Origin of the sequence: Aurantimicrobium minutum (assembly GCF_002355535.1) — a bacterium.
Lineage (GTDB): Bacteria > Actinomycetota > Actinomycetes > Actinomycetales > Microbacteriaceae > Aurantimicrobium > Aurantimicrobium minutum.
Window position 1 is genome coordinate 387,313 of the sequence record NZ_AP017457.1, and the last position, 12,394, is coordinate 399,706.

Genomic DNA, 12,394 nt, shown 5'->3' on the forward strand with positions numbered 1-12,394 from the left:
GAATTAGGAGCCGAGAGGATTTTCGACCGTGCGGGGGTCGTGATCTCCAGGCTCATCCATGTAGCGCTCTTGGCTCTTTTCGATACGTTTTTTGATCAGGGCAAACCCAATGATGATGACGACGACAATGCCTAAAAATAGGAAGCCTGCCCAGTCATACTTAGCGGCAAAGGCCTCGTATTGATCTTTGAGAACTGCGGCCAAAGTTACATAGACAACGGCCCAAATTGTGCAGGAGGCACTTGTCCACGCGATGAATTTCTTATACGTCATTCGTGTCATGCCCACAGTCAGCGGCACCATCGAATGCAGGATGGGTAAGAACCTAGAGACAAACACAGCAATCCCACCGCGGCGGTCGATGTAGTTTTCCGCTTGTTCCCAGCGATGGTGACCTATCTTTTTGCCCAACCAGCTGCGACGAATATGTGGGCCAAAATACTTTCCAACAAAGAAACCAATGGTTTCGCCTGTGAGCGATCCAATGATGACCATGACGACCATGAAAATGTATTCCGGAAAGCTGCTAATTGCTGTTGAGGAAATGATGACTACTGTGTCACCTGGAATCACGAGCCCCACCAGGAAGGAGGTTTCCAACATGATGAGGAACGAAGCCAAAAGTGTTCTGGTTATTGGATCAATCGATGCAACTAAAGCGAGCAGGTAGTTGATGATGTCATTCATGAGGTCACCGGAAGTTTTTCAGTTTGGCCAGCATAAAAATTGCGCCACACGTTAAGGCGCTCATGATTCACTCTTAATGTTGGACCATTAACCCAAGAAAGTGCTGAACGTATGCCGTGAAGTGCATTGAGTGCATACAACTCGCATCCTTCAATATCGGCAGGTGTTGCCCATCCTTCCTCGATTGCAATGCCTTGGGTTTGCAGAATGTCTTTGAGGATACTGACGGTGATGCTGTCGACTCGTAATGCTTCCATCGGGGGAATAACTACTCTGTGCCCCTCAACCCACACAAGGCATGTGGTTGAACCATCCACGATTCGGCCTCGCGAATCCAGGATGACCGCGTCATCAGCTCCCTGATTTTGTGCTTGAGCACGTATCTCGTTCAGGGCAGGGATATCGGGTCCTTTGATTGTTGGTTCTTGCCGTGGATCCGTTGCTGAGGTTGAGAGCACGAGTGATTGTTTCAGTGGTGGAGCTGGCCGAATCCACACCTCGAGCTCGCCACGCTCGGTGAGATCTATGCGTGGGAACCACTTACCCTCCCGAGGGAGTGCTGTAGTGACCTTTTCCAAAAAAGGATCCACCGAGCGAACCAAACCTTGACGCTGTGTGGAGGTGGTGAAGCGTTCAAGATGGCGCTGGTAGCCAACAACCTTCCCGTCTTCCAGAAAGAATGAATCTGCGACATAGAGGGGTATTTCAGGCGCCCCAGTGATATCCACGAGTTCTGTGCCATTCCAGCGCAAACGTAAGACATCCACAGCCCTAGGCTAGTACGGTGACCGAACGTTTACGGCGAGTGCCACTTCAGAAGTGGGTTGATCCTGCTGTGGCGTATCGCGCGCTTTCTTCTGACGAACCTCGGTCAATTTGGCTTGATGCAGGGCCTGAAGCAACAACTGGTCTGTCCTACATTTCACTTCCCACCACAAAAGTTCTGATGGAAAAAGTTGCCGAGGGTGATGTCACCATTTTTGAACGACTCAGAACCGAGATTGAACACGATTTCGCAGTTGATACTTCTGTCGCCGCAGAAAACGGTTTCGCCCTGGGCTGGGTCGGTTGGCTAGGTTATGAGCTTGCTTCCCATACTGCAGGTGTCCCTACAGCGGATTCTCTGACCCCCGACGCCTATTTCGTATACCTGGACTGGGCGCTTGAATTTGATCATTCACGTCATGCAGTTGATCTTCTTTACCTTGGGAGCGATGACCAGGCCCAACTGAAGTGTTCTGAAATTCAAGAGCTGTTTTCTCAACCGAACAGTCACATAGTCGATCACACAAGCTTTATTGACCGTGTTGAGTGGCGCCATCAACCCGAGCGCTATAAGCAGATGGTCCAAGAATGTTTGGACGCCATTACTGCTGGATATGCATACCAGCTTTGCCTGACTAATCAGGCGATGGTTTCTGGAACGTTCAATCCCACACAGGTGTATCTCTCACTGCGCCAAGAAAATCCCAGCCACCATGGGGGAATCCTCGTCTTTGAGGATGTCGCATTACTTTCGAGTAGTCCCGAAGTTTTCCTCACCGTTGACACAGCAGGCAAAATCACGACAAAGCCCATCAAGGGGACGCGAAAGCGGGGTCTTACTTCACTGGAAGACATCGCGCTCGCAGAAGAACTCGTTACGAGTGAAAAAGAACGCGCTGAAAATCTGATGATTGTCGACTTGATGCGTAACGACATTGGCAAAGTTGCCCAGCTGGGGACAGTCACGGTTGAGGAGCTCTTGACCGTTGAAAGCTATGAAAATGTGCATCAGCTTGTCTCCACAGTCACCGCGCAGTTGTCTCCAGGAATGACCGCTATTGATGCTCTAGAGGCGTCATTTCCTGCGGGATCCATGACTGGCGCCCCGAAAATTAGTGCAATGACTTTGCTTCATCACTTGGAGCAGGGTCCTCGAGGTATTTATTCAGGTGCTTTTGGTTACCTTGGCATTGATGGCGCTGCCAACTTCGCCATGGTTATTCGCAGTATTGTGCTGACGGACCAGGGAGCAATTATTGGCACAGGTGGCGGAATAACCAGCGGATCGATTCCTGACGCTGAGTTGGAAGAGACCAGAATCAAGATAGCTCCGCTGTTGAAGGCATTAGGGGTGGTTTCAAACCGGTATTCTTAGAAGGATGTCTGAGAACGAGGGCGCGACCTATAACTTCGCGGAAATACAAGAAAAATGGCTTCCTATTTGGGACAAGATTGAGCCGTTTCGCTCTGACGACCCCACGGATGAACGCCCACGCAAATATGTCCTGGACATGTTCCCGTATCCTTCTGGCGACCTACACATGGGGCACGCCGAGGCATATGCCCTTGGTGACGTGATTGCCCGTTACTGGCGTCACCGTGACCACAACGTTTTGCATCCCATCGGATGGGACTCCTTCGGGCTTCCAGCGGAGAACGCTGCAATCAAGCGCGGACTCAACCCTGTGACCTGGACGTATGACAACATCGACCAGCAGAAGCGTTCGATGCGTCGCTACGCAACTAGTTTTGACTGGTCTCGTGTCATTCACACTTCAGACCCTGAGTACTACAAGTGGAACCAGTGGCTGTTTCTGCAGATGTACAAAAAGGGTCTGGCATACCGCAAAGACAGCTGGGTTAACTGGGACCCTGTAGACCAGACCGTTTTGGCAAATGAGCAGGTTCTTCCTGATGGTACCTCTGAGCGTTCTGGCGCAATTGTGGTCAAGAAGAAACTCACTCAGTGGTACTTCCGTATTACCGACTACGCAGATCGCCTACTGGATGACCTCGACACTCTTGAAGGTCAGTGGCCTGCCAAGGTGCTCACCATGCAGCGCAACTGGATTGGTCGCTCAGTTGGAGCTGACGTTGACTTCGTCATCGAAGGCCGCGATGCGCCTGTAACTGTGTTCACGACGCGTCCTGATACTCTCCACGGTGCAACCTTCATGGTTGTTGCGCCTGATGCGGATCTTGCTTCTGAGCTCGCAGCTGGTGCTACGCCTGAGATTCAGGCTGCCTTCGAGGAATACCTCACCGAAGTTCAAAAGGCGACAGAAATTGAACGCCAGGCAACCGACCGCCCCAAGACCGGCGTTTTCTTAGGTCGATATGCCATCAACCCTGTCAACGGGGAGCGTTTGCCCATTTGGGCCGCAGATTACGTGCTCGCGGACTACGGACATGGCGCCGTCATGGCCGTTCCTGCGCATGACCAGCGCGACTTGGACTTTGCCCGAGCATATGACCTGCCCATCAAGATTGTCGTGGATGTTCCTGCAGGAACTGATGAAGATGGCAACGTCATTGACAACAACCCAGCTGTGACCGGGATTGCAACCGGTGGTGAGGGCAAACTCATCAACTCTGCTGAACTGAACGGCTTGACCAAAAAAGAAGCAATAGCGAAAGCAATTGAAATCCTCGCCGAGCGGGGTACTGGTAAGGCTGCTAAGAACTTCCGTCTGCGTGACTGGCTGATTTCTCGACAGCGTTACTGGGGAACCCCAATCCCGATTATTCACGCTGAAGATGGCACCGAGATTCCTGTTCCAGAAGACCAGCTACCTGTTGTTCTTCCCCCCACAGAAGGCTTGAACTTACAGCCCAAGGGCTCCTCGCCTCTGGGTGCTGCTGAAGACTGGGTGAACGTCCCCAGCCCACTAGACGGTTCACCTGCACGTCGTGACCCTGACACTATGGACACCTTTGTCGATAGCTCGTGGTATTTCTTACGCTTCCTTTCGCCCCATGATGACACTCAGGCCTTTGATCCACAACTGGCAAAGAAGTGGGCTCCAGTCGACCAATATGTCGGCGGTGTGACCCACGCCATCTTGCATTTGCTTTATGCGCGTTTCATCACCAAGGTTCTTTTTGACCTTGGTTATATCGACTTTGAAGAGCCCTTCACTAACCTCCTCAACCAGGGCATGGTGTTGATGGAAGGCTCAGCAATGAGTAAATCCAAGGGCAATATTGTCAAGCTCTCCGAGCAACTTGAGGAGCATGGCGTTGACGCCGTTCGTTTGACCATGGCGTTTGCCGGTCCTCCTGAAGACGACATCGACTGGGCAGATGTCTCACCCGCTGCTTCTAACCGCTTCTTAGCTCGCGCATGGCGCATTGCTCAAGACGTTGCCAGTGCCCCGGGTGTTGATTTTTCCACCGGTGATGTTGCTTTGCGTAAGGCCACGCACCACCTGCTAGCAGAAGCGCCAGGTCTTGTTGAAAGCTTTAAGTTCAATGTTTTGGTTGCGCGACTGATGGAGCACGTCAATGTAACCCGTAAGGCTATTGACTCAGGTGTGGGAGCCGCTGATCCGGCTGTTCGTGAATCCGCAGAGACTATTGCCATGATGCTTGATCTCTATGCACCATATACCGCCGAGGATATGTGGGCAGCATTAGGACACCAGCCCACTGTTGCCCACGCAGTGTGGCCAGAAGCAGATCCTGCACTCTTGGTCGAAGACTCTGTGACCTGTGTCGTTCAAGTCGATGGCAAGGTTCGTGACCGTCTTGAAGTTTCTCCAGATATTGCCGAGGTAGATCTAGAGACTCAAGCTCGGGAACTTCCCGGAGTGGTCAGGGCTCTAGAGGGCCGCGAGATTGTGAACGTGATTGTTCGAGCGCCCAAGATTGTCAGTATCGCAACCAAGCCTGCGGCTTAGTACTGGTACTTAGAACGAGATAAACACGTTCGAACCACGCTTAGCCATGGTTCCTGCTGCAGGTGTTTGTGTCTTCACCGTGCGCTTTGAGAACAAAGCGGGATCGACGTCTGTGGAATAGGTGAATCCTGCGGCTTGAAGCTTGGAAATCGCCTCATTGAAGTCCATGCTTCCAGTGGAAACATTGGGCACTTGAACCAGGTCAGGTCCCTTAGAGACAATCAAGGTCACGTTCGTACCCGTCGTGACCACACCCTCGGGAACCGATAGAGAGATGACAGTTCCTGCAGGGACGCTGTCACTAAATTCCTCTGAGCTGGCTCCAACAACAAGACCGACATCGGTGAGTGCCTTTGTAGCATCAGTCACGCTCAAACCCGCTACTTGAGGAATAGCACCCAAGGAGACAACAAACTGAACTTCCGAGCCCGCTGGGTATTTGGCAGGAAGTGGGGCACCTGCAGCATCCAGAGCAGCAATGACGCTACCTGCAACAACATCGGCAGAGAACTGCTTAGAGGCTGTCTTGGGTTTCAATCCCAATTCTTTGGCCTGTTTTGTGGCATCGGCTTCTGTCATCCCTGCAAAAGCTGGGGTGTCAATGATCTTGGGCCCCAAGGAAACGATGACCTTGATCTCAGAACCTTTGGTTACAGAAGAATTCTCTGGCGGATCAGTTCCAATAACTTTGCCCGAAGGGACTGTGGAGTCATTGGCTTCCACCAGTGCAGTGGTGAAACCTGCTTCTTCTACAATCTTTCGCGCATCGTCCGGAGCCATACCTGCAACAGCAGGAACTGTAGCGAGTGAGCCGGGGCCGACGCTAAAGAACCAGCCGGCAGTTGCACCCAGAACAGCTAAGACAATAGTGATTCCGAAAATCCAAAAGCCACGGACCCGGCGTGAATCCGAAACCTCTTTGAGGGAGCCCACGGGGTCATCGGTGGCTACTTTGCGGTTCAAGCCAGCAAGAGCGCCTGTGGAGAAAACTTTTGTCTCGTCGTCAGCGCTGGCCAAGATTCCGGCTGGCATGACCATTGTTTGCTGCGTTGAGAGGTCTTGATAGGAAGAACCAGTCCGAATGACCTTTTCAGCTTGGAGCAGCTTGTCGAGAAGAATTCCCGCATTTTCCGGGCGCCCTTCAGGTGATCGTGTTGTTGCCCAGGCAACAATCTCATCAAGTTCGACAGGGATTGCCGGGTTGGCAGAGGAAGGCGCAGGCACCTTGTCATTGGCGTGCTGGTATGCCACAGCCATAGGCTGCTCGCCCTTGAAGGGTTGTTCTCCGGTGAGCATCTCGTACATCATGATGCCGATGGCATAGATGTCACTTCGTGCATCTGCAACCCCGCGGGTCAGAAGTTCGGGGGAGAGGTATGCGATAGTTCCCAGAAGGGCCTGTCCGGAAGCAGTATTTGCTGTTGTCGCGCGGGCTAAACCAAAATCACCAAGCTTGATGCGGCCGTCATCGGCTAAAAGTACGTTTTCAGGTTTGAGATCACGGTGAACTATGCCTGATTCGTGAGCTGCAGCCAGCCCCCGCAGGACCGCATCCATAATGTCAACGGTTTGTTCGGGAGTGAGCTTGCCGTAGTCCTTGAGGAGATCTCGCAGTGTAATCCCAGGCAGGTATTCCATGACCAGATAGGCCATCTCAGAATCTTGTCCCTGGTCGAAAACATTTACAACATTGGGGTGTGCAAGCCGAGCTGCAGAGCGGGCTTCTTGAACGAAGCGAGCTTTGAATGCGCTGTCATCTGCAAGATGGCCATGCATAATCTTGACGGCAACGCGTCGTTCCAGACGCAAATCTGTAGCCAGATAAACGGTGGCCATACCTCCACGGGCAATACGTGACTTGACCTGATACCTGCCGTCGATGAGACGACCGATCATGGGGTCTTCGGAGGCAGTAGTCACAACGAAAGTCTATGTAGCCAGCAGTGGTAAAACGCTGTGAAACACCGGTGTGTGGTCGGGATTTATGCGCTTGCTGCGGCAGGCAGACTGCTCATGAGTTGCGCATCTGGAATGACGAGACGTTGACCAACAACAAGCCTGCTTGAACGGTCAAGACCGTTCGCGGTCATGATTGCTCGAGGTTGAACGTTGTAGTTGCGTGCGATGGCTTCCAGGGTTTCTCCAGATACGACCGAGTGGCGAATGATGCTTTCGCCAACTTCTGCCGTTTCTGTTCCACTGGAAGATGCTGGAATGTTCAGCTGTTGGCCCGCAAAAATCATCGTTTTCCAGCTCAGACCGTTTGCGGCGAGTAGTTCAGCCGAGGAGATGGCATGTGCCTGAGCAATACTTCGAACAGTGTCGCCCTCCACAACGGTGTACTTATCTGAGCGCAAAGCAGCGGGAGTGACATGGGTAGCTCTGTGCGCGTGGGGGAGGTCTGATTTGGCTTTGGGGAGCTTCTCAATTTTGGGAAGCTGATCTGCTTGGGCAGATTGCACAGTGAAAAGCATGCTTGTCGCGGTGGCGATGGCAACGGGAATAGCAGCTATTTTCCTGAATTTTTTACCCTTACGAGGGGTTGAGGAGGAGAGCGTTTCGTGGTTTGAACGGTAGGTATGTTCAGCCATATGCACGCTCCTCTCCCCATTAAAAGATTGGCTAAGTCTTCACCTTAACTTGAAGGTTAACCTTGAGTGAATTCGGCGTGTCGCAAAAAGGCCTCAGTTCGTTCTCCTGCGCGACCTGTGGCACTCTTGACTTGTGGTTAAAGCTCAAGAACACCCCGAAACTCAGTGGCTCACCGTTCCAGATCTCGTTGAACTGCTCGGCGTTACCCAAAGCAATGTGCGCCGCATGCTCGAAGACAATGTGTTGGCTGCAACGCGAGTTGATGGAGTTCTCAAAGTTCCTGCCGACTTCATTCACGAGGGCGAGCCGCTTCATCCGCTGCAAGGAACAATCGTTTTATTGCGTGATTGCGGTTTCGACGGTGACGAACTTGTCACGTGGCTAATCACAGATGAAGAATCTCTGGGAACTTCACCAGTACAAGCACTCAAGGCTGGACGTAAGGCTGAAGTGCGTCGAGTTGCTCAAGCACTTCTCTAAGGAAACCCTAGGCAGAGCGCTGAGAAACCAACTCGGCAAGATTGAGTAACCCTGTGGTTGCATCCTGGTTGAAGCCTGCTTGAGCAATAACGGAGCGGGCAAGTGCAACTTGTTCGTCAATGATGGCCTCAAGTTTGTCTACTGCACCGGTGTTGGTGAGGGTTGCTTGCAGCGTAGCAATCTGGTTGTCATCTAGGGACTCATCGCCGAGAAGTTCATCCATCAGTCGGATAGCGGTAGCGGGAAGTTCCTGTTGTGCCAAAGCAATAAGTACGGTTCGTTTACCTTCGCGCAGGTCATCACCAGCTGGCTTTCCCGTTACGGCTGGGTCACCAAAAACTCCAAGAAGATCATCACGCAGCTGGAAAGCAATACCCAGGGGTAGGCCAATTTCACGCAAGGAGGTTAGCTGCTGGATGCTGGCGCCGCCCAAGGCAGCCCCGATAACCAAAGGGGCTTCAATGGAATATTTTGCTGACTTGTAGATAACAACACGTTGAGCTCGAGTGAGGGCATCAAGTTTGTCGACCACGGGCCATGCTCGCTCTTCGACAATGTCGAGATACTGCCCAGCCGTGACATCAATTCTCATTCGGTCAAATTCGCGCCGAGAAGCCTGGGCGGCAGAGATGTTGGTGGAATCAGATAAACCTTGCGAAAAAAGTTCATCGCTAAATGCCAGCAACAGATCACCCAGCAGAAGCGCTGAGGATGTTCCAAAGTCATCCCCAGTCCCTGCCCAACCTGATTGCTTGTGCAACGACTCAAAACGACGATGCGCTGAAGGCGCACCACGTCGAGTATCAGACTTATCCATGATGTCGTCATGAACTAACGCTGCAGCGTGGAAGATTTCCAGCGCGCTGGCTACATCTATGACGTTCTCAGGGGTCTGGTCATGTTGTGTGCCGTATCCCAGGAGTGCACAGCGTGCGCGGAAGCGTTTTCCGCCGCTGAGAAAGAGCCGTGAAAACTCAATAAATGGTTTCAAATCAGGGGAGACCTCAAGCACAATAGATTCACGGTCAGTGATGAAGTGCTCGATACGAGCATTGACTCGCTCAACCCAAGTGTCCTGGTCACGCATGCGCCTAGCCTATCTAGGCGAGCGGGGGTACACTTGGTATCCGCACTACCATTTCGAAAACTTGAGGAGGTCACAATGCCCTTATCTGAGCATGAACAGCGCCTACTTGATGAAATGGAGCGCAATCTCTATGGGCACGATGCAGATGTCACCTCTACCTCGTTCGTTGGAATGCCGCGGCCGAACTACCGTGCCATCATCCTGGGAGTGATCATCGCGCTCGCCGGTTTGGGCGGTTTGATTGCAGGCGTCATGCTGCAAAACGTCTTCATTGGTATTGCAGGTTTTGCCGCAATGTTTGCCGGTGTCCTTGTTGCTTCTCGGCCAGGAGCACCTGCTCCAGCAGCATCAACAGGCACCCGTCCGCAAAAGTCTTCCGGATCATCTTTCATCAAGCGCATGGAGCAGCGCTGGGACGAGCGCGATAACGGTCGCTTGTAGTACCCAAGCACCTTCACACTAAGCCGCCAGAAATGGCGGCTTTTTTGTTTCTCATCGCTGCTTTCGTTTGATCCCCAATACTCCATTTTCCTCCACTGACTTAACCCCTGTAAATTAGCGGAAGTATCGACACGCCGACCGCAATTTTGTGCAAATTTTTAACACTTGTGGTTGAAAGTGGAGTAAAGTGGAGAAATCACCACAAGGCCGGTAGTGAAGGGGGTGGCGCAGATGTTCCTAGGAACCCACTCACCCAAACTCGACGACAAGGGACGCGTCATCCTTCCCGCTAAATTTCGCAACGAATTGGCCGAAGGAATTGTTGTCACCCGCGGTCAAGAAAACTGTTTGTACGTTTTCAGCGCTGCTGAGTTCAACGACCTTCACGAAAAGATTCGACAGGCTCCCGTTACCAGCAAGTCAGCTCGAGACTTCCTCCGTGTATTCCTCTCCGGAGCAAGCGCAGAAACGCCAGATAGCCAAAACCGCATCACTCTTCCAGCAAACCTGCGCCAGTACGCAGGTCTTGATCGCGATCTCACCGTCATCGGTGCTGGGAACCGTGTTGAAATCTGGGACACCGACGCCTGGAATACCTACCTCGCATCACACGAAGAAGCCTTCTCCAACACCACGGAGGAGGTGATTCCTGGTCTTTTCTAATCCTTAGATTCCGGCTCCCAGCCGCATCACCCTGAATCCACTTCCCCGGAAGCAGGTTGATCTGGAGGGGAACCAGAATCTAAGGCTCAGGCCTCAACTGTTATGGAACTCAACCAGATTCACACCCCCGTCCTTCTCGAGCGTTGCGTTGAATTACTAGCTCCTGCATTAGAGAAGCCAGGTGCAGTTCTGGTTGATGCCACCTTAGGCATGGGCGGACACTCGGAAGCTTTTCTCTCCCGTTTCCCCGAACTCACCCTTGTGGGGCTCGACCGAGATACAGATGCCCTCGCAATAGCCGGTGAGCGCTTGTCTCGTTTTGGAGACCGGGTTCACCTCGTTCACACCGTCTATGACGGCATCGCAGAGGCGTTGGACGAGCTGGGCATCAAGTCTGTCGATGGAATTCTCTTTGACCTCGGTGTTTCTTCTTTGCAACTCGATCGCGCCGAACGCGGATTTGCTTACGCACAAGATGCCCCATTGGACATGCGTATGAACCAGTCAGAAGGCATGACGGCAGCTGAGGTGATTGCTACCTACAGCGAGCAGGAACTTCGAACCATCTTCCACAAATACGGTGATGAAAAACTATCTGCTCGCTATGCCAGGGCCATAGTGACCCAGCGTGAAGTAGAGCCCATCACGCGCTCTGGCCAGCTCGTGCACATTCTTACTGTTGCCACCCCCGCTGCACTTTCTCACGCGGGACACCCTGCCAAGCGTGTCTTCCAAGCGCTCCGCATTGAGGTCAACCAAGAACTTTCCGTCCTAGAACGAGCAATACCCGCAGCGCTGAGCACACTTGCCCTCGGTGGTCGCATCGTGGTGATGTCCTACCAGTCACTCGAAGACCGTATTGTCAAAGGTTTTTTCCAGGCAGCGGCTACCTCCTCGGCTCCTGTCGGGCTTCCCGTCGAGCTTGAACAGCACAAACCAGAGCTACGTTTGCTTGTTCGCGGTGCCGAACTAGCCAGTGATGAAGAAAAGCTTCGTAATCCTCGTGCCACACCTGTGCGATTGCGTGCAGCCGAACGAATCAAGGAGGCGGCATGAGCTCCGTCAAATCCACTCGGATGAACCGTCCGCAGACTCATCCGCAGGTTTCCTCACGGGCGAACCAGGCTCGTAAATCATCAACAACGGCAACCCAGGGCAATTTGGCACTCAAGGCTCGTTCCACTCTCTCCTCGGCAGCTCAGTGGCGTCCCTCCATACAGGTTGTGGCAACCCGGGCTCAGCGCAAAGCCCGACCACGAGTCTTTTACGCTCTGGTCAGCATGGGAGTTGTTTTTGGCATCATTGTCGCTCAACTTCTTCTTTCTGTGGCTGTTTCTGCAGGTGCCTATGAGATTGCGTCCTTACAGCAGTCGAATAAAGAGCTTTCTCGCACCTACCAAACCATGAATCAAGATCTAGATCGGCTTTCGTCACCCCAAAATCTTGCAGCCAATGCGGAAGCATTGGGCATGGTGATCAATAACACTCCCGTGTATCTTCGTATTTCTGACGGAGCAGTTCTAGGGACACCTGTTCCCGCTGCTGCCAATGCTGGTGTGATTGCAGGGTCTGCAGCCGGAGCAATTCCAAACTCTTTGCTCTCAGAAGTCTCACTGGTTACTCAGAAAGAATCTGAAGCTAAAGCAGAAGCAGCAAAGAAGGCTGCTGCCGAAGCTGCCAAGGTTGCCCCAGTGACTGACAGCGCGCCTGCGGCAGCTGTCCCCGCTGGTCCAGTAGCTTTGACAAACGGACTGCCAGGCATCGCAACCCACTAGTTTCA

The 12,394-nt window shown here is 52.6% G+C and carries 12 protein-coding genes; 7 read left to right on the forward strand and 5 right to left on the reverse strand.

Annotated features, from left to right (window positions below; all coding sequences use genetic code 11):
- Positions 1–3: 3 nt before the first annotated feature.
- Both AUMI_RS01940 and AUMI_RS01945 read right to left on the reverse strand, forming a co-directional pair.
- Positions 4–687 (reverse strand): DedA family protein, encoded by a 684-nt coding sequence (locus tag AUMI_RS01940; RefSeq protein ID WP_096380712.1) that lies wholly within the window; start codon positions 685–687, stop codon positions 4–6.
- Positions 684–1,454: an aminotransferase class IV gene (locus AUMI_RS01945; RefSeq protein ID WP_096380714.1), complete on the reverse strand. Its 771-nt coding sequence runs from the start codon at positions 1,452–1,454 to the stop codon at positions 684–686. The genes AUMI_RS01940 and AUMI_RS01945 overlap by 4 nt, the downstream gene beginning before the upstream one ends.
- Before the next feature lie 17 nt (positions 1,455–1,471).
- Between AUMI_RS01945 and AUMI_RS01950 the strand changes: the two genes are divergently transcribed.
- Positions 1,472–2,827, forward strand: a complete 1,356-nt coding sequence (locus AUMI_RS01950) for an anthranilate synthase component I family protein (protein WP_148664043.1) — start codon at positions 1,472–1,474, stop codon at positions 2,825–2,827.
- Between the two features lie 4 nt (positions 2,828–2,831).
- Positions 2,832–5,351 carry a leucine--tRNA ligase gene (leuS, locus tag AUMI_RS01955; RefSeq protein WP_096380719.1) on the forward strand — a complete coding sequence of 840 codons (2,520 nt, stop codon included), beginning with the start codon at positions 2,832–2,834 and terminating at the stop codon, positions 5,349–5,351.
- A 9-nt stretch (positions 5,352–5,360) separates the two neighbouring features.
- Here the strand turns inward: leuS and pknB are convergent, their stop codons facing one another.
- Entirely contained in the window at positions 5,361–7,247 is a 1,887-nt protein-coding gene (gene pknB / locus AUMI_RS01960) for a Stk1 family PASTA domain-containing Ser/Thr kinase (RefSeq protein ID WP_425338942.1), read from the reverse strand.
- A gap of 86 nt (positions 7,248–7,333) precedes the next feature.
- Positions 7,334–7,942: a LysM peptidoglycan-binding domain-containing protein gene (locus AUMI_RS01965; protein ID WP_096380724.1), complete on the reverse strand. Its 609-nt coding sequence runs from the start codon at positions 7,940–7,942 to the stop codon at positions 7,334–7,336.
- Positions 7,943–8,075: 133 nt separating this feature from the next.
- On the opposite strand from AUMI_RS01965, the gene AUMI_RS01970 reads away from it, so the two are divergent.
- A complete protein-coding gene (locus AUMI_RS01970; protein ID WP_096380727.1) occupies positions 8,076–8,423 on the forward strand; it encodes an Rv2175c family DNA-binding protein in 348 nt (115 codons plus the stop codon).
- Between the two features lie 7 nt (positions 8,424–8,430).
- On the opposite strand, the gene AUMI_RS01975 is transcribed toward AUMI_RS01970, so the two are convergent.
- On the reverse strand, positions 8,431–9,510 hold the full coding sequence (locus AUMI_RS01975) for a polyprenyl synthetase family protein (RefSeq protein ID WP_096380729.1): 1,080 nt from the start codon (positions 9,508–9,510) through the stop codon (positions 8,431–8,433).
- A 75-nt stretch (positions 9,511–9,585) separates the two neighbouring features.
- Here AUMI_RS01975 and AUMI_RS01980 point away from each other — a divergent pair, with 75 nt between their 5' ends.
- The 4 genes from AUMI_RS01980 to ftsL all read left to right on the forward strand — a co-directional run bounded on the left by AUMI_RS01980 (position 9,586) and on the right by ftsL (position 12,389).
- On the forward strand, positions 9,586–9,951 hold the full coding sequence (locus AUMI_RS01980; RefSeq protein ID WP_096380731.1) for a DUF3040 domain-containing protein: 366 nt from the start codon (positions 9,586–9,588) through the stop codon (positions 9,949–9,951).
- Positions 9,952–10,182: 231 nt separating this feature from the next.
- Positions 10,183–10,614, forward strand: a complete 432-nt coding sequence (gene mraZ, locus AUMI_RS01985) for a division/cell wall cluster transcriptional repressor MraZ (protein WP_096383396.1) — start codon at positions 10,183–10,185, stop codon at positions 10,612–10,614.
- Positions 10,615–10,716: 102 nt separating this feature from the next.
- Complete coding sequence (gene rsmH / locus AUMI_RS01990) at positions 10,717–11,670, forward strand: 16S rRNA (cytosine(1402)-N(4))-methyltransferase RsmH (protein ID WP_096380733.1); 954 nt, start codon at positions 10,717–10,719, stop codon at positions 11,668–11,670.
- A complete protein-coding gene (gene ftsL, locus AUMI_RS01995; protein ID WP_096380735.1) occupies positions 11,667–12,389 on the forward strand; it encodes a cell division protein FtsL in 723 nt (240 codons plus the stop codon). The genes rsmH and ftsL overlap by 4 nt, the downstream gene beginning before the upstream one ends.
- The last annotated feature ends 5 nt before the right edge of the window (positions 12,390–12,394 follow it).